The organism is Collinsella sp. TF06-26, from assembly GCF_002232035.1.
Lineage (GTDB): Bacteria > Actinomycetota > Coriobacteriia > Coriobacteriales > Coriobacteriaceae > Collinsella.
On sequence record NZ_NKXR01000005.1, the window covers coordinates 34385 to 52134 of the forward strand.

13 protein-coding genes and 3 tRNA genes are annotated in these 17750 nt (G+C 60.5%); 14 read left to right on the forward strand and 2 right to left on the reverse strand.

Features of this window, described 5'->3' with window-relative positions; translation table 11 throughout:
- Positions 1 to 278: 278 nt before the first annotated feature.
- The 14 genes from CHY22_RS04260 to typA all read left to right on the forward strand — a co-directional run bounded on the left by CHY22_RS04260 (position 279) and on the right by typA (position 15370).
- On the forward strand, positions 279 to 1631 hold the full coding sequence (locus CHY22_RS04260) for an ATP-binding protein (RefSeq protein ID WP_089572572.1): 1353 nt from the start codon (positions 279 to 281) through the stop codon (positions 1629 to 1631).
- 15 nt (positions 1632 to 1646) lie between these two features.
- Entirely contained in the window at positions 1647 to 3371 is a 1725-nt protein-coding gene (locus tag CHY22_RS04265) for a DnaA/Hda family protein (RefSeq protein WP_089572573.1), read from the forward strand.
- Between the two features lie 238 nt (positions 3372 to 3609).
- Complete coding sequence (gene dnaN, locus CHY22_RS04270; protein WP_089572574.1) at positions 3610 to 4713, forward strand: DNA polymerase III subunit beta; 1104 nt, start codon at positions 3610 to 3612, stop codon at positions 4711 to 4713.
- A 9-nt stretch (positions 4714 to 4722) separates the two neighbouring features.
- Entirely contained in the window at positions 4723 to 5829 is a 1107-nt protein-coding gene (gene recF, locus CHY22_RS04275; protein ID WP_089572575.1) for a DNA replication and repair protein RecF, read from the forward strand.
- Positions 5816 to 6379, forward strand: coding sequence for a DciA family protein (locus CHY22_RS04280; protein WP_089572576.1), 564 nt, complete (start codon positions 5816 to 5818; stop codon positions 6377 to 6379). Before recF ends, CHY22_RS04280 begins: the two co-directional genes overlap by 14 nt.
- Before the next feature lie 105 nt (positions 6380 to 6484).
- On the forward strand, positions 6485 to 8515 hold the full coding sequence (gyrB, locus tag CHY22_RS04285) for a DNA topoisomerase (ATP-hydrolyzing) subunit B (protein ID WP_089572577.1): 2031 nt from the start codon (positions 6485 to 6487) through the stop codon (positions 8513 to 8515).
- A 41-nt stretch (positions 8516 to 8556) separates the two neighbouring features.
- Complete coding sequence (gyrA, locus tag CHY22_RS04290; protein ID WP_199408741.1) at positions 8557 to 11265, forward strand: DNA gyrase subunit A; 2709 nt, start codon at positions 8557 to 8559, stop codon at positions 11263 to 11265.
- 295 nt (positions 11266 to 11560) lie between these two features.
- Positions 11561 to 11637: transfer RNA gene (locus tag CHY22_RS04295), tRNA-Ile, on the forward strand.
- Between the two features lie 67 nt (positions 11638 to 11704).
- Positions 11705 to 11780: transfer RNA gene (locus CHY22_RS04300), tRNA-Ala, on the forward strand.
- Between the two features lie 4 nt (positions 11781 to 11784).
- Positions 11785 to 11861, forward strand: a tRNA-Ile gene (locus CHY22_RS04305).
- A 182-nt stretch (positions 11862 to 12043) separates the two neighbouring features.
- Positions 12044 to 12544 carry a bifunctional nuclease family protein gene (locus CHY22_RS04310; protein WP_089572578.1) on the forward strand — a complete coding sequence of 167 codons (501 nt, stop codon included), beginning with the start codon at positions 12044 to 12046 and terminating at the stop codon, positions 12542 to 12544.
- On the forward strand, positions 12545 to 12934 hold the full coding sequence (locus CHY22_RS04315; RefSeq protein ID WP_089572579.1) for a hypothetical protein: 390 nt from the start codon (positions 12545 to 12547) through the stop codon (positions 12932 to 12934).
- Positions 12935 to 12964: 30 nt separating this feature from the next.
- On the forward strand, positions 12965 to 13414 hold the full coding sequence (locus tag CHY22_RS04320) for a hypothetical protein (protein ID WP_089572580.1): 450 nt from the start codon (positions 12965 to 12967) through the stop codon (positions 13412 to 13414).
- Between the two features lie 117 nt (positions 13415 to 13531).
- Positions 13532 to 15370, forward strand: a complete 1839-nt coding sequence (gene typA / locus CHY22_RS04325) for a translational GTPase TypA (RefSeq protein ID WP_089572581.1) — start codon at positions 13532 to 13534, stop codon at positions 15368 to 15370.
- A gap of 129 nt (positions 15371 to 15499) precedes the next feature.
- Here the strand turns inward: typA and CHY22_RS04330 are convergent, their stop codons facing one another.
- Together CHY22_RS04330 and CHY22_RS04335 are read right to left on the reverse strand one after the other, a co-directional pair.
- On the reverse strand, positions 15500 to 16645 hold the full coding sequence (locus tag CHY22_RS04330) for a polymer-forming cytoskeletal protein (protein WP_089572582.1): 1146 nt from the start codon (positions 16643 to 16645) through the stop codon (positions 15500 to 15502).
- A 106-nt stretch (positions 16646 to 16751) separates the two neighbouring features.
- On the reverse strand, positions 16752 to 17441 hold the full coding sequence (locus tag CHY22_RS04335; RefSeq protein ID WP_229057814.1) for a TRIC cation channel family protein: 690 nt from the start codon (positions 17439 to 17441) through the stop codon (positions 16752 to 16754).
- Positions 17442 to 17750: the final 309 nt, after the last annotated feature.

A 17750-nucleotide genomic window follows, 5' to 3' on the forward strand; every position in this document is an offset into this window, starting at 1 on the left:
TGAAGATTGTAGGGAAATCAATGTTCAAATGTCAAGAAATCAAAGGTAAAAGGTTGCGCAGTTCACACGGTTCCCCCATAAGCCGAGCTCGATTTAGCGGTGCATGGCAACTTTTCACGATATTTCATCGAGTTTTCAACAGGTCATGTTGGCAATGTTGAGAACTTTTCGTCCGTTTTCCAAAGTTTTCAACAGGTTTTGAAAAGTTGTCGAAAGATGAGAAACATTGCACGGTGAGCTACTATTTGTTCGAAACCTTTTGAAAGATTGCGAGCGGCATGTCTGACGACTTTTACACCATGGTCGATTCCGGAGACCCGGCACCCGACAACGAGCACATCACCGGCGTGCGCGAAGAGCGTAAGGAAGGCGAGCAGACGACCACGCAGGCGCCAAAAGCCATGTACGCCGCGCGCATCGCCGTCTATGACGACATGCTGTCGACACCGCGTGTGATCGTCATTGATCCGCAAGATGTCCGCACGTATTTGGAAGAGACGACCAACACCGTCTACCAGTGTATGAAAGAGCAAGGTGGCCACATCTCGCTCATGGTCATCCGCGAGATTGTCGAAAACTTTATCCACGCACACTTTGCCGAGCCCATCATCTCGATTCTGGACGGCGGAGACACCATCCGCTTTGCTGATCAAGGACCCGGCATCGACGACAAGGAGCGCGCTTTCGACTTTGGCGTTACCAGCGCAAACAGCAAGATGAAGCGCTATATCCGTGGAACCGGAGCAGGGTTTCCCATGGTGCAGGAGTATTTGGAAAACGCCGGCGGGGCCGTGTCCATCGAGGACAACATGGGCAACGGCACCGTGGTTACGGTAAGCCTGGACCCTAAACGCGTGCAGGAAATCGAACGCGCCGGCGGGCGCGGTGCTGCCGTGCGGCCCGAGACGGAGCAGCCCGCATATCCCCTGCCGGGAGCTTTTGCGCAGCAGCCCATGGCAACGCAACAGATGCAGCCCCGCGTGGGACAGATGCAGCAGCCCGGAATGCTTCCTACACAAGAGCCCCAGGCGGCGTCGATGTCGATGCCGCCAAACGTGCCAGAGGCCATGCCGCTGGCGGATCAGGATACAGCAGCAATGCAGCAGGCGACGGGGGCACCGGGTGGCCAGCAAATGGGCTATCAGCCGTACCAACAGGGATATCCATATCAGCAGATGCCGCCACTGGGATATGGCCAGCAGTTCCCGCAGCAGTACCAGCAGGGATATCAGCAGCCGTACCAGCAGATGACGCAGCAGCAGTACAACCCCTGGGCCCAGCAGATGCCTCCGCAGCCTTACCACCAGTGGCCTCAAAGTTTTCAACAGCAAATGCCGCCGATGCAGAGTTCTCAACAACCAGCAGCTCAAATGATGTATCCTAATGCAGCAAATCAGTATGCGCAGCCACAACCGGACGTGTTCGTAAGCGATCGCGGCAACGCCGCGCTGGGCTATCTGGCGCAAAATCAAGCGTGCGGTGCTACCGATCTGGCGAGGGCGTTTGGAAACTCGGCCCCCACTTGGTCACGCACGCTCAATGACTTGGCGCAGGCCGGCTTGGTCATCAAGCATGGCCAGAAATACCATCTGACCGAACTCGGCGCCGCTCGCGTGCGAGCTCAGAGCTAAAGAACGGGAGAGACAGTGGACGAGGAAGCAAGCATCATCCTGGGGGATGCCATCGCCTTTTGCCAGCGCGACGGCCGAGATGCACGCCTCATCAACATGCTGGGGCAATCGCGCGCCATAAGCCTGACCGAAGATACGCTCACGATCGAGGCCCCCTCGCGCTTTGCCATCGCGCAGCTCAAAAAGCATCAGCCGACCATTGAGGCCTATCTGGAAGAAATCGCCTTTGCACCGATCGCGCTCGACATCGTGGCACCGCAAGGCGCCGCGACGGAATCCGCTGCCGCGACGGCGCCTGCCACGGCTCCCGCTGCTTCCCCGGCGGTGCCGGCCTCCGCAGGCGACGTGCCGACAATCGAGCACCAGCACAGCGATGTTTCCCGTGAAACCATGGCACCGTTGCCGACCGCGGCGGCGACGTCAACGAACGCACCCGTCACGCACATGCCCATCGCTCACGACGCAACGACGGGCGCGGATTCGGGCATTGCAATCAAGAACACGCTCTCGGCCGATGATTTTCGCCGCATGATGAACCAGATGAAGGGCGGAGCGCCAACTAAATCCACGCAAGCTGCGACCCCCGCTTCACCCATGCCAGCACCGACCGCGCCGGCCGAACAGAATACGGATGGAGCCCCGCTCGCCGCGAACTCAAAATTTACCTTTGAGAACTTTGTCTACGGCCCCGAGAACAGCCATGCCTATCGCTCGGCACTCAAGTTTGCCGCCCTCGCGGACGAGCGGGGCACGTGCACATCACTGTTCATCTACGGCAAATCGGGCCTGGGCAAGACGCACCTGCTGCTTGCCATCAAAAACGAGCTCGCCGAAAAGTCGCCCGAGATCAAGGTCAAGTATGCCAACTCCCAGGCATATCTGGACGACCTGATGACCGAGTTCGACCGCCAAAAGAAGAGCAACGCCCCCATCATGCAGGCGTACCACGGCGTGGACGTGCTCATCATCGACGACATCCAAAACATCATCGGCAAGCGCGCGAGCGTGGACTACTTTTTCCAGCTCATGGACGAGTTCATCCGCAACAACAAGAAGGTCGTCATCGCGGCAGACCGCGCCCCCAAGGACCTGAGCATGGACGAGCGTCTGACCAGCCGCTTCAACGCCGGCATGCTCTGCCTGGTCGCAGAGCCCAGCTACGAGATGAAATACAAGATCTTGCAGCGCTATTACGAGAACACCATCGTCGCCGCTCCCGAGGCAGGCGACGACTCGCTGCTGGCGGCCTATGGGGGCGACGGCGGGCACCTAACCGACGAGCACTTTAAACACATGGCCGAGGTCTCGGGTACCAACATCCGCGAACTCGAGAGCTTTTGCGAGCGCTGCGCCGGCGAGGCGGGCGACCGCGAGCGCGAGGGCGGGGAGCTCACCTTTGACGATATCGACGCCATCGCCAGCCAGTACTTTGACACATCGGCCAAAAAGATCAACGTCCAGACGGTTCAGTCCGTCATCGAAGAGCAGTACGGCGTGACGCACGAGGAGCTCATCGGCCCGCGTCGCAACGCCAATATCGCCAAAGCACGCCATATCGCTATCTACCTGGCCATCGAGATGTGTGAGATGACGACCACGGCGGTGGGCGCCGAATTTGGCAACCGCAACCACTCGACCGTCAGCACGAGTTACAAAAAGGTCCAGAAGATGATCCAGGAAGACCGGACTGTTACCGAAGACCTCAAGTCGCTGCGCGATAAAATTACACTGCGCTCGTAGGTAAATGGACACAGCTGTTGAAAACTTGTCGAAACCACGGGCATAAGGTGTCTAAAACCCAACCCGCGGTGATGAAAAGTTTTGCGCAGGTTTTGAACGTGGAAAACCACCCCTGTTGCACACAGGTTGCTGTCGATTCTCTTTCTGGGTCTGACCTGCGTCTTTGGGAGTAATCAACAGTTTCGTCAGTGCTATTACTATTATTAAGATATTTATATCTATAGAAAGGTATTAAAAGATGAAGTTCACCGTCAGCCAGAGCTCGCTTACACAAGCCATCGGCGTCGTTATGAAGGGTGTCGCTTCGGCATCCACCCTCCCCATCCTGTCGGGCGTGCTCGTTAAGGCCCAAGACGGCATCTTGGAATTCCAGACCTCTAACTACACCATCTCGATCCGTCATCGCATCGCGGCGCATGTCGAAGAAGAGGGCGAGATGGTTATCCCCTGTAAGATGCTCTCCAATATCACCAAGACCCTCCCCGATGCCCCGGTCACCTTTGAGCTGTCCGAGCGCCAGGTGCTGATTGGTTGCGAGAAGAGCTCTTTTAGGCTGAACACGCTCGATGCCAATGACTTCCCCGAGTTTCCGGCCTATGCCATCGAGAGTGCCGTGGAGCTGCCGACCGATGTCTTGTCCGAAATGGTCGGCCGCGTGTGGCGCGTCACCTCGACCGACAAGGCTCGCCCCATCCTGGGCGGCGTGCACATGAAGGTCGAGAACAACACCGTACGCCTGGTGGCGACCGATTCCTTCCGCTTGGCCGTGTGCGATACGCAGGTCGAGACCTCGACCCTCGAGGGCTCCTTTGAGCTCAACGTTCCGGCTGACGCCTTTAACGACGCGCTGAGCATCATGGCCAGCCAAGCGACCATCATGATCGGGGCTACCGACACCCAGGTCGTCTTCGAGGCCGGCAACACCACCTACGTGTCGCGTCGCATCGAGGGCGTGTACCCCAACTACAAGCAGCTCATCCCCGATTCGTGCGTGACGAGCGTCAAGATCGATGTCGCCGCCTTTAACGCCGCCCTCAAGCGCGTGGCCGTTATCGCGAGCGCCAACCCCGCCGTCAAGTTCGAGATCGATGTCGAGAACGGGCAGATGGGCCTGTCCTCCATTTCCAACGACCAGGATCTGGCGCAGGAGACGATCGATGTCGAGGCCGAGGGCGAGTCGGGCACCATCGCCTTCAACTACCACTACATCTTTGGCTGCCTCAACGCCCTGTCCAAGGAGAAGGAGATCACGCTGGAGCTCAAGAGCTATTCGCAGGCTGGCATCTTCAAGTCCTATGACAAGATCAACTACCTGTACCTGGTCATGCCGGTACGCATCTAGCGCTGCGCCATGACCATGTTCGCCCGCGATCTTTCCGTCGCGCACTACCGCAGCTTCGATAGCTATCGCCTTGCCCTGGACGAGGGCGTGACGATACTTGCGGGACCCAACGCGGCGGGAAAGACCAATCTCATAGAGGCGCTGCAGCTGCTGACGAGTGGTGCCTCGTTTAGGCATCCGACCGCAGCCGAGCTCGTCCATGACGGCGTGGGCTCGTGCAAGATCGAGCTGAGGCTCGAGGGCGGCGGCCGCGTGCTTGATATGGGATTGAGCGCGGAGGACGGTAAGCGCTCGTTTAGTCGCAACGGCAAGAGATGCTCTGCCGCCGGTGTGCGCGGGATTCTGCCGAGCGTGCTGTTTTGCCCCGACCATCTGGACATGGTTAAGCGAGGCGCCAGTGTGCGCCGCGCCGCCCTCGATGACTTTGGCATGCAGCTGAGCGCGCGTTATGCCGATCTTGCGAGCACCTATGGGCGCTGCGTGACCCAGCGTAACGCCCTGCTCAAGGAGACCTGGTGCTGTCGCGAGATGCTCGGCGCGTGGAACGATTCGATTGCTCGCGCGGGCTCGGCCCTGCTCGTGCACCGGTTGGCCCTACTCGACCGGCTGGCGGGCCATGTGCACACTGCCTACGGGCAAGTGGCGTCCGGCGAGGCTGCCAACGTGACCTATGCGTCCACGCTGGGGGATTTGCCCCAGGTCGAGGATCGCGAAGAGCTGAAGGGTTGGGCGTACGAGCGCATGCTGGCTGCCCTTGACGAGCATGCCGACGAGGAAATTCGCCGCGGCGTGACGTTGGTGGGACCGCATCGCGACGAGATCGAGTTCACCGTGGCTGGTCGCTCCGCCCGTTCATTTGCCAGCCAAGGACAGCAGCGCACGCTGGTACTGTCCTGGAAGGTGGCCGAGGTGGCCGTGGCTCGCGATGTCCTGGGCACCGCCCCGCTGCTGCTTTTGGACGACGTGATGAGCGAGCTCGACGGCGAGCGTCGCGGCGCTTTCCTGCGGCTGATCGGCGATGATATCCAGACGGTCATAACTACGACCAACCTGGGGTACTTTACCGATGACCTGCTTGATCGAGCCAAGGTGGTGAGCATGGGTGAGACGTGCTAATTACGAGCGCGAGAGCGAGACAGTCGCCTTCAGTGGATTTTTGAACGCAGAGCGCCAGCGCATCCTGGCGGCTGCAACGCCTAAGCGCCGTGCGCAGATGGAGGCCGCCGAGGAGTCGCGCGCGGTCTATCGCGCATGGAACGCGGTGTGCTCGGGCACGCGCGAGGGACGGCATGTGACGGGGCTGCGCTACCTGCCCGAGTCCAATGAGCTGCTGGTGTATCTCGACTCGCCCTCGTGGACGCAGGAAATGACGCTGTTGCGCGAGATCATCCGTGCGCGCATGGAGCGCGCCGGTGCGCATGTGGACGGCCTGGTGTTCAAAACCACCGCGCCCGGTCACACGCCGCCCGCCGCCAAGGAGCGCCTGCGCCAGGCGACGACCGAGCGACCGCCGGCCCCGCACGCCGACCTAAGTGAGGCCGAGCGTACCGAGATCGAGCGCCAAGTGGCGCCCATCGAAGACCAAAAACTGCGCGAGGCCCTCGAGAATGCCATGAGAGCCAGTGCCGAGTGGGCCAAGGGCGTGCAAAGCAAAAAAGAGCCTTAAATCGCATCTGGTGGCCTTGTAGAGCCAAATACCCTCGTTCCCGAGGGTATTTTTTTACGATAAACTAGTAAGGCTGTACACATTTTCTTGACTGAAGGAGGACGTGTGGCAAACGAAAACGATTACGATGGCGGCGAGATTAAGATTCTCGAAGGTCTCGAGGCCGTTCGTAAGCGCCCGGGCATGTATATCGGCTCGACGAGCGCCAGCGGTCTGCATCACCTGGTGTGGGAGATCGTTGACAACTCCGTCGACGAGGCCATGGCCGGTTTCTGCACCGAGATCCAGGTGACGGTCCACGCCGACAACTCCATCACGGTCGTCGACAACGGGCGCGGCATCCCCGTCGACGAGCACCCTGTTAAAAAGATCCCGACGCTCGAGGTCGTCATGACGATCTTGCACGCCGGCGGTAAGTTCGATAACTCGGCCTATAAGGTCTCGGGCGGCCTGCACGGCGTGGGCATCTCCGTCGTCAACGCACTGTCCAAGCGCGTGGTCGTTCAGGTTCGCCGCGATGGCAACACCTACGAGATGGAGTTCTCGCGCGGCAAGACCGTCAAGAAGATGGAGGTCGTGGGCACCTCGGATTCAACGGGCACCACCGTCACCTTCTGGCCCGACGACGAGATCTTCGAGACCTGCATCTACGATTTCGATACGCTGCACAACCGTCTGCAGGAGACGGCGTTCCTCAATAAGAACCTTAAGATTGTGCTGACCGACGAGCGCGAGGCGACTCCCCACGTGGAGGAGTTTTGCTACGAGGGCGGCATCATCGACTTCGTCAAGTTCCTCAACGAGGGCAAGGACGTCCCCGAGGCCTTTAAGGAGCCCATCTACATCGAGGGTAAATCGGATCCGGACGCGCCTGTGACCAAGATGGGCGAGGTCGAGGTTTCCCTGCAGTGGAATAGCGGCTACGGCGAGAACGTCATGTCGTTCGCCAACGACATCTACACTCCCGAGGGCGGCATGCACCTTGAGGGCTTCCGCACCGCGCTCACCCGCGTAATCAACGATTACGCGCGCAAGCAGAACCTGCTCAAGGAAAAAGACGCCAACCTGACCGGCGACGATGTGCGCGAGGGCCTTTCGGCCGTTATCTCGGTCAAGCTGCCCGATCCTCAGTTTGAGGGCCAGACCAAGGCAAAGCTCGGTAGCTCCTATATGCGCGCGCTCACGCTCAAGATCGTGACCGACGGCCTCGCCGATTACTTGGAGGAGCATCCCAAGCCCGCCCGCGAGATTGTCAAGAAGGCGCAACAGGCCTGCAAGGCGCGCAACGCCGCCCGCAAGGCGCGCGAGGCGACCCGCCGCAAGAGCCTGCTCGAGACGGCGTCCCTGCCCGGTAAGCTCGCTGACTGCTCGGTGCGCGATGCCGAGCTGACCGAGCTCTTCATCGTAGAGGGTGACTCGGCAGGCGGTTCGGCCAAGGACGGCCGTCGCCGAGACATCCAGGCGATTCTGCCCCTGCGCGGCAAGATTCTGAACGTCGAACGCGTTGGTGACCATCGCGCGTTCTCGAGCGACACCATCCAGTCGCTGATTACCGCGATCGGCTGCGGTGTCACGACGAGTGCCGGCGACGGCGGCGACTTCGATATCACTAAGGCTCGCTACCACAAGATCATCATCATGACCGATGCAGACGTCGACGGTGCGCATATCCGCATCCTGCTGCTGACGTTCTTCTACAAGTACATGCGTCCGCTGATCGATGCCGGCTACGTCTATGTTGCCTGTCCGCCCATCTTTGGCATCAAGGTGCGCAACAAGATCCACTACGTGTATCCCAACGGCCGCCAGCCCGAAGACGAGATCCTGCGCGACACCATCCAGGGTCTGGGACTGAACCCCGACGATAACGACGAGGACGGCAAGGCCAAGGACGGCAAGATCACCAAAAAGCGCAAGGGCTATACCGTCCAGCGCTACAAGGGCCTGGGCGAGATGGACCCCAAGCAGCTTGCCTCGACGACGATGGACCCCAAGACCCGCATTCTGCAGCGTGTGTCGATCGAGGACGCCGTGGTGGCAGACCGCGCCGTGCGCGAGCTGATGGGTTCCGAGGTCGGCTATCGCCGCGAGTACATTGAAAAACATGCGCATGACGCGCGTTTCCTTGATGCTTAAGAGGAGGTAACGTGGCAGACGATATCAACAATAACGAGGGCATGGGCGAGGCCGGCGACGCCGGCATGCCCGACGATCTGAGGCGCCTGCTTGCCCGTGCTGAGCAGGGCGAGGACGGCGATCCGGACGCCTATAACCCCGATGCCGATGATGACGAGGAAGAGGACGACGGTGAGCTCGAGGAGAGCTTTGGCGAAGTCGACCGTGGCGCCTCGGCCGGCGAGGATATCAATGGCGGCCAGCTCCAGATTTCGGAGTTCGGTCGCGAGATGAAGCAGTCGTTTATCGAGTATTCGATGTCGGTCATCACGGCGCGCGCCCTGCCGGACGTGCGCGACGGCCTAAAGCCGGTGCACCGCCGCATCCTGTACGCGATGAACGAGAGCGGCATCTACCCCAACCGTCCGCACAAGAAGTCGGCCTGGACGGTCGGCGAAGTTATCGGTAAGTACCACCCGCATGGCGACTCCGCGGTCTACGAGGCCATGGTCCGCCTGGCGCAGTGGTTCTCCATGCGCACGCCGCTCATCGACGGTCACGGCAACTTCGGCAACATCGACGGCGACGGCGCGGCAGCCATGCGTTACACCGAGAGCCGCCTGGCCAAGCCCGCCATGGAGCTGCTGCGTGACCTGCAGAAGGATACCGTCGACTGGCAGCCCAACTACGACGAATCACTCGCCGAGCCCGTGGCGCTGCCTGCGCGCTTCCCCAACCTGCTGGTCAACGGCAGCCAGGGCATCGCCGTCGGCATGGCCACCAACATCGCCCCGCACAACCTCACCGAGGCGATCGAGGCCACCTGCTACCTGATCGACAACCCCGAAGCCACCGTCGACGAGCTCATGCAGATCATGCCCGGTCCGGACTTCCCCACCGGCGCCATCATCATGGGCAGCGCCGGCATTAAGCAGAGCTACGAGACCGGCCGCGGCTCCATTACCGTGCGCGCCAAGGCTCACGTGGAGTCCACCAAGACCGGCCGCAGCCGCCTGGTCTTTACCGAGATCCCCTACATGGTCAACAAGGGCACCCTGCAGGAGAAGATCGCCCAGCTCGTCAACGACAAGCGCATCGAGGGCATCTCGGATATGCGCGATGAGTCCAACCAGAAGGGTATCCGTCTGGTCATCGAACTCAAGAAGGGCGTCATCCCGCAGGTCGTGCTCAACAACCTGTACAAGTACACCTCGCTGCAGACGACCTTTGGCGCCAACAACCTGGCGCTTGTCAACGGCGTTCCCAAATGCCTGAGTCTGCGCGAGATGCTGCAGCACTACATCGACCACCAGGTCGACGTCGTCACCCGCCGCACCCGCTTCGACCTTAAGAAGGCCCAGGCCCGCGCGCATATCCTTGAGGGCTACCTGATGGCCCTTGACCATATCGACGAGGTCATCAGCATCATCCGCTCCTCGCAGACCGACTCCGAGGCCAGCAGCCGCCTGATCGAGCGCTTTGGCTTTACGCCCGAGCAGACCACGGCCATCCTCGAGATGAAGCTGCGCCGCCTGACCGGCCTGGAGCGCGACAAGATCCAGGAAGAGCTGGACGGCCTGCGCCGCGCCATCGCCTACTACGAGGACCTGCTGGCGCACGAGGAGAAGATCCTGGGCGTCATTAAGGAAGAGATGCGCGAGATCTCCAAGAAGTTCGGCGATAAGCGCCGCACCGAGATCAGCCATGTCGAGAAGGACCTGGACGTCGAGGACCTCATTGCCGATGAGGACATGGTCGTGACCATCACCCACACCGGCTATGTCAAGCGCATCCCGGTGGCCGCCTACCGCGCCCAGAAGCGCGGCGGCAAGGGCGTGTCGGGCGTCAACCTCAAAGAGGACGACGTCATCGACGAGATGTTCATCGCGTCCACGCACGAGTACGTGCTGTTCTTCTCGAGCAAGGGTAAGGTCTATCGCCTGAAGGTGCACGAGCTGCCGGTGGGTACGCGCCAGGCGCGCGGTACCGCAATCGTCAACCTGCTGCCCTTCGAGGAGGGCGAGAAGATCGCGAGCGTCATCAGCTGCCGCGAGTTCCCTGCCGACGAGTACCTGATGTTTGCCACCAAGAGCGGCATGGTCAAGAAGACCGTAATGAGCGCATATGACCGCAGCCGCCGCGACGGCCTGATCGCTATCAACCTGCGTGACGACGACGCGCTGCTGAACGTGCGCCGCGTGCGCGAGGGCGACAAGATTATCCTGGCCACCACCGCGGGCAAGGCGATCATGTTCTCCGAGGAACAGGTGCGCGCCACCGGCCGCGATACCAGCGGCGTTCGCGGTATCGGTATGAAGGACGGCGTGAGCGTTCTGGGCATGGAAGTCACTAACGGCAACGGCGATCTGTTCGTCATCACCGAGCGCGGCTACGGCAAGCGCACGCCGGTCGCGGACTACCCGGAGCAGAATCGCGGCGGCCAGGGCGTCTACACCATCCAAATGACCGAGCGTAAGGGTAACCTCGCGGCCATGAAGACGGTGGGCCCGCAGCACGAGCTGTTCATCGTGACGGAGGGCGCGACGGTCATTCGCGTCAAGACCGATGAGATTAGCCAGACTGGCCGCGCTACCCAGGGCGTCAAGATGATGACCGTCGACGACAACGACCGCATCTGCGCCGTAGCCCGCATGACGGCCGCCAAGGAGAAGCCCGAAGGTGAAGCCACAGAAGACGGCTCTGCCCCCGAAGAAACCCCTGTCGATCTAGGCGACGGCAACGACATGCCAGAGGATCTCCTAGACGAGTAAGAGGAACTAGCTGGTAAAAATTATCAGACCCCATATATCGGCGGTCGGCGCACTGCGCGCCGACCGCTTTTTGACAATCTTGGGACCCCATGGTCGCTGGGCTGGCGGGATGGTTTTGGTTTGTCGCGAGTTCCGCACGCAAAGAAGGCCACTTAATGTGGCCTTCGTCTTGCGCAGGACTGTCCGAGCAGCAAACCAAAACCATCCCGCCAGCCCAGCGACCACCCTCCCAAAGATTTTCAAAAAAGTTGTTGACGCGCGCGTAACGACTCGTCTAATATATCTCTTGCGCAATGGACCTGTAGCTCAGTTGGTTAGAGCGTCCGGCTGATAACCGGGAGGTCACAAGTTCGAATCTTGTCAGGTCCACCACTTTCTTTCGCAATAAACACCCCAGCGAGAGCCGAGTCGCCGCTGGGGTGTTTATTACTGTCTCCGTGGGGGTTTAGCTCAGCTGGGAGAGCGCGGGCTTTGCAAGCCTGAGGTCAGGGGTTCGATCCCCCTAACCTCCACCATGATGGACCTGTAGCTCAGTTGGTTAGAGCGTCCGGCTGATAACCGGGAGGTCACAAGTTCGAATCTTGTCAGGTCCACCATCAAAACTGTGAAGAGCCTCGAGGGTTTCCTCGGGGCTTTTTTCTTACCTGCTGGAGTAGTCAAAAGAGCCCCGTCCCAAAAAGACTACTTTGATTTTGTGTGCTGTGCGAAAGTTTGGGTAGTATAGCTATTCAATGCGGCGGGCTGCCGCGTGTTAACCGCTACGTACCGGAGGTGTTCCATGGTTCGTGTCGACATAGAGACCATCGTCATGGCCGCCGGTCCCGTGCCATCGCTTATCGTGCTTCGCGAGCGCTGCAGCAAATCGGACTTGCCCGCGCCGCTGCGTTCCCTTTCCATTCAGACTGGTTCGTTTGAAGCTGCTGCCATCAGCCGCGGCATCGATAGCGGTCGCGCCGAGCGCCCGATTACCCATGACCTGTTGCTCGATACCGTTGACGCCTTGGGCGCCAAACTCGAGCGCATCGAGATCGTTCGCGCCGAGCCGCCGGTGTTTTACGCGACGATTGTCGTACTGGCCGATGGTGACGAGCGCAAGATCGATGCCCGCCCCAGCGATGCCATCGCCCTTGCCGTGCGCAGCAATGCTCCCATGTTTGTGGAGGACGACATCATGAATCGCCTGGGCACCGTTTCTGCCCATGCCGAGGAAGTCGACGACGAGCAGGAGTTCGAGAAGTTCGACGAGTTCGTCCATACGCTCTCCCCCGATGACTTCTAAATGCGGGGCGTCCAGGTTGCGGAGCGTTCGCTGATGGCCGGCGGCATGTCGGCTGAGGCGGCCGCCATCGCGCGTGAAGCCCAGATGCGCTCGGAAGCATCCGAGGCGGCCCGCCTCGCCTATGTGACACAGGCCCGCACGCTTCGCGAGCGCCGCGGCTCGTTTATCAAGATGGTTGTCATCTCCGCCCTTGTCGCGGCAATCTGCTCGCGCCTTCGTGGTACAGTTGGTGCGCTTGGGTTTTCGATCTCTACGGGCCTGGTGATCTGGGGCGTGGTCGACGCGGTAATGCTGACCAGTCAGATCAAGGTGCTCGACAAGCGTGCGGTGGATATGATGCACACCCGCGACGCTGCCGCCAAGATCGCTGCTGAGGCACAAGAACTGTAACGACGCCGGATTCGATGGGAAGGTCTAAAGATGGCACAGGATATGCAGGACGCCGGTAACGTCTCCGCCGAGCTCGACGCCATGGTGTGTGACCTGATTGGTGCGTTCTTGGACGACCTTGCCGCCGGCGAGAATCCGGGCGTAGTTGTGGCGATCGAGGACGCTGCTTCCAACCGTTATCTGGCGGCGCTCGATGAGGATGGCGAAGAGGCGTGCCTCGAGGCTGCCACCAACTTTATCTCCGAGCACAAGATGGGTCTTAAGGACGAGGGGCTGGGCCGCATCGCCCGTTACGCCATCGGCTACACCGGTTGTGTCGAAATTGACGGCGGCTATCACGACGCCCTGCTCGTGAGCTTCTTCGAAACCACGCTCGAGAGCGGTTTTTCGGCATACGTGCTGTATGAGGGCATGGGTGCCGGCGATGGTTTTATGTGGAGCGACCCTGAACCTGCAGGTGAGGAAACCCCTCTTATCTAAAATCGCTAAAATAAACGAGTTTTCGGTAAAAGGCTCAATATTCCCGCTGAGCGTTGTATCGCTGGGCGGGCCGCATACGCGTGCCGTTTGTATATGGATAGAAGATAGGGGAACTACATGCGCGTAGACAATCTGAGGAACATCGCCATCATCGCCCACGTCGACCACGGCAAGACGACGATGGTCGACAAGCTCCTGCGTGCCACGGACGCCTTCCGTGCCAACCAGCAGGTCGAGGACCGCGTCCTGGACTCTAACGACCAGGAGCGTGAGCGCGGCATTACGATTCTCGCCAAGAACATCTCTATCGAGTACAAGGACGTTAAGATCAACGTCATCGACACCCCGGGCCACGCCGACTTTGGCGGCGAGGTCGAGCGTGTGCTGCGTATGGCCGACGGCGCCCTGCTGCTGGTCGACGCTTTTGAGGGCCCCATGCCCCAGACCCGCTTTGTGCTGCGTCACGCTATCGACACCGGCCTTAAGATCATGATCGTCATCAACAAGATTGATCGTCCGGGTGCTAACCCCGAGAAGGCCTACAACGACTGCCTCGACCTTATGGCCGACCTGGGCGCCACCGACGACCAGCTCGAGTTTGCCATGGAGCACGTCATCTACGCCAGCGGCGTCAACGGCTTTGCCCGCCTCGATCCCAATGACGGCAACATGGATATGTATCCGCTGCTCGATATGATTATCGACGATATGCCCGCGCCCGAGGTTGATGAGAACGCCCCGCTGGCCATGCAGTGCGTGACCATCGACCACTCCAACTTCGTTGGCCGTATCGGCATCGGCCGCGTGTACTCCGGCACCATCCACCAGGGCGACCAGATCCTGGTCGTCAAGAACGACGGCTCCAGCGCCACCGCTACCGTCAAGCAGCTCTTTACCTTCGACTACCTGGGCCGCACCGAGTGCCAGGAAGTCGGCGCCGGCGACATCGCCGCCGTCGTGGGCATCGACCGCACCGATATCGGCGATGTTTACACCGACCCCGAGAACCCCGTCGAGCTCGAGCCCATCGAGATCGACCCGCCGACCCTGTCCATCGTCTTTGAGGCTTCGACCTCCCCGCTCGTCGGCCGTGACGGCGACATCGTGGGTGCCCGTCAGCTCAAGGAGCGCCTGTTCAACGAGGCCGAGAACAACGTGACCATGAAGATCGAGGAGCTCGAGGACAAGAGCGGCGTCGAGGTCTCGGGCCGCGGCATTCTGCACCTGTCCGTTCTGATGGAGTCCATGCGCCGCGAGGGCTTTGAGTTCCAGGTCGGTCGTCCGCGCGTTCTGTTTAAGAAGGACGAGAACGGCAACAAGATGGAGCCTGTCGAGCAGGCCGTCGTCGAGTGCCCGGACGAGTACTCGGGCAAGGTCGTTGAGGTCTTCGGCACCTCCGGTGGCATCATGACGAGTATGGATACCTCGGGCATCGTGACGCACCTTGAGTTTAAGATCCCGACGCGTGGCATCATGGGCCTTAAGAACCGCATCATGAACGTCACCCACGGCGAGGGCGTGTTCTACCACACCTTCCTGGAGTACGGTCCCTACGCCGGCGAGATCGGCAACCGTCAGAACGGTGCCATGATCTCCATGACCACCGAGAAGGCCGTTGCCTATGCCCTGGGCACGCTGCAGGAGCGCGGCCAGCTGTTTGTTGAGCCGGGCACCGAGTGTTACGAGGGCATGATCGTGGGCGAGCGCAGCAAGGCCGGCGACATGGTCGTCAACATCGCCCGTACCAAGAACCTGGGCAACCAGCGTTCCTCGACCTCCGATATTTCCGTGCAGCTGGTGCCGCCCCGCACCTTCTCGCTGGAGGAGGCGCTGGAGTACATCGCCGATGACGAGCTGGTGGAGATCACTCCCAAGAATATTCGCCTGCGCAAGCGTCTGCTCAATGCCACCGACCGCAAGAAGGCCGCCGTCCGTGCCGGTCAGGTCAACAAATAAGCGCTGGGGCTTATAACCGCCAATAAGAAAGGGCGTCGACCGCGATGGTCGGCGCCCTTTTTGGTGCAAGGGGGACAGGTTCGCTTGCACCACCACAAAGGTGCCTGTCCCCTTTGTGGTGGTTGGCAGCTAGGCGGTGGGGGGTTCCGGCGTATTAGCCGGCTGTTGCGACTTGAGGTGAGCGTTGCGCCAGATGATCTGGATAACATAGCCGAGCGTGAAGACAAAGGCCACGCCGCTGATGAAATCGCCTACGAGGGGGATTGCCGTAAGTGCACCTGCGATCACGCCGCCGGCGGCCGCCATGGCGTAGCGGTTCTGGCTGTGTCCGACCATGCGCGCGATCGCGCACCCTGCAAAGGCACTCGACACCAGCGCGATGCCAATAACACCGCACATGAGGGCTCCGGCAAGCGACAGACCAGCGATAGAGATAATTAGCAGTAGGACGGCGGGGACGATAGCAATCGTGCCCAGAAGACCGCTCACCCACAGGGGCATGGGGCGCTGGTGGAGCATGCCGGCGGCGCTGGCGGTTGCGCGCGGAAAGACGAGTTCGAGCAGTAGGGCGACAAAGCAGGCCGAGAGTGCCGCGGCGACGATACCGCCGATGACATCGTTAACGGTGGAAGTATCCTCGCTCTCGGTGCGGTCGATCTTGAGCGCGCCGACCTCGGCTCCCGCGGCGCGCTCGGGGTCCTCGGAGACGTGCGCGTTCACGGTGCCGGTGATGTGGGCGTTCTTGCCCAGGATGAGCTTATCGGCCCAAACCTCGACATCGCCCTCGACGGTGCCATCGATAGTCACCGTATCGCCCGCAAGCGCTGCCGACTTGGTAGAGCCGCGCAGGGCAACCGTCTCGCCTATCGCATAGAAACAGTTGGTGGTGCTGTCGGAATTGAGCACGACATGCTGGCCGGCAACGGTCACGCTGCCATCAACCGTAGTCTTGGCAATGTCGATGGTGCGCGCCGCCAAGCGGACGGCGCCGCCCACCGTGCAGTCGCGGATGGAGAGGCTCTCGCCTGCTGCAATTATGTCGCGGCCGATGGACGCATCGTCCAAGTTGAGGGCCTGACCTGCCCAGTACAGGTCACCTTCGACGCCGGACGAATTGGCGTCATTGTCGGTCGCAAGTACGTTGCCTGCGGTGTCTGTGCCGGCGAACGACGCCGTGGGAAGTGCGGTGACCGCTAGGGCGACGAGCGCGAATAGGATCGTGATGCGGACCCACGCTTTACGGCGCTGGGTCGACGGGAATTGATTACAGGGCATAGTGAATCCTTCGTCAGATGCTCGACATACACCTAACAGGGTACCCAACGCGTGGGCGCTCTAAAAGAACCTCTCGGTTGCATTTCGAAGGGTCGTGCCGTGCTGTTTACTTTTTACGGTGCAAGAAGCGCGCGATATCTTCTTCGGTGGGGCTTTTGATGTCAAAGCGCAGCGAGAGCCAGCGCAGACCCATGGTCACGACAACGCATACGACCAGCGCGGCGACATTGCTCATAATGCCGCTCATAACGAGACACACATAGCTTGTCGATCCGGCGATGGCGGCGATGGCATAAAAGTTAGTACGTTGGAAAATGCCCGGAACCACGCCCATAAAGCCGTCGCGCAACATGCCGCCGCCCACCGCGGTGAAAAAGCCCATCATGATGCACACCGCCGGTGCAAAGCCGTAGACCAGCGCCTTGTCTGCTCCAGTGGCGGCGTAGATGCCGACCGAGATGATGTCGAGCAGGGGAATGAGTTTTTCGGGCTTGTCGACGATTGCCGGGAAAATATAGATGATGGCTGCCGTGGCAATGGAAAGCGGCAGCGCCATTGGCTGGTTGAGGATGTAGACGTTGCCCACCTGCAGCGTCATGTCGCGTAAAAGACCGCCGCCCAAGCCACAGACCACGGCAAGCGCGACCGCGCCCACCAGATCGAGCTTGTGCTCGCGCGCGACCAACACGCCCGAGATTGAAGCCGCGACGACGGCGAACATTTCGAGCCAAAACGGGATGGCGACCATGGCATCTGTGGCGTGTGAGGTAACGGTCATAGCGGCGACGACGGGCAAGATGGGGTCCTTTTGGTTGCGGGTTTAGACAATGCCCGTACATAGTACATGGTTGGCGGGCGTGGTGATCCTATTGCTCGGTAAACGGTCGGGACTGGGTGGGGGCGTAGGTTCCATGTTTGGGGATCTGGGTCGATGCTGAACGCGATGGGGGCGTGGCTGAATAGGAGGGATGTCCAAATTTTGAGCAGCGCTCAAAATTTATCCGGTCGGCTTACGCCGACCGCGCTGCGCTAAAAACGCGCCACTGGCGCGTTTTCTTTACGCTTTGCGCCCTGGCGGGTTCGAATCCCTCCTCCTCCGCCGTAT

What these genes read in the sequence shown, in the direction of transcription:
- CHY22_RS04330 (WP_089572582.1), bottom strand. Translation starts at nt 16,645, where the DNA reads ATGCCCTGTAATCAATTCCCGTCGACCCAGCGCCGTAAAGCGTGGGTC.
- CHY22_RS04315 (WP_089572579.1), top strand. Translation starts at nt 12,545, where the DNA reads ATGCGGGGCGTCCAGGTTGCGGAGCGTTCGCTGATGGCCGGCGGCATG.
- CHY22_RS04260 (WP_089572572.1), top strand. Translation starts at nt 279, where the DNA reads ATGTCTGACGACTTTTACACCATGGTCGATTCCGGAGACCCGGCACCC.
- gyrA (WP_199408741.1), top strand. Translation starts at nt 8,557, where the DNA reads ATGGGCGAGGCCGGCGACGCCGGCATGCCCGACGATCTGAGGCGCCTG.
- dnaN (WP_089572574.1), top strand. Translation starts at nt 3,610, where the DNA reads ATGAAGTTCACCGTCAGCCAGAGCTCGCTTACACAAGCCATCGGCGTC.
- CHY22_RS04320 (WP_089572580.1), top strand. Translation starts at nt 12,965, where the DNA reads ATGGCACAGGATATGCAGGACGCCGGTAACGTCTCCGCCGAGCTCGAC.
- typA (WP_089572581.1), top strand. Translation starts at nt 13,532, where the DNA reads ATGCGCGTAGACAATCTGAGGAACATCGCCATCATCGCCCACGTCGAC.
- recF (WP_089572575.1), top strand. Translation starts at nt 4,723, where the DNA reads ATGACCATGTTCGCCCGCGATCTTTCCGTCGCGCACTACCGCAGCTTC.
- CHY22_RS04310 (WP_089572578.1), top strand. Translation starts at nt 12,044, where the DNA reads ATGGTTCGTGTCGACATAGAGACCATCGTCATGGCCGCCGGTCCCGTG.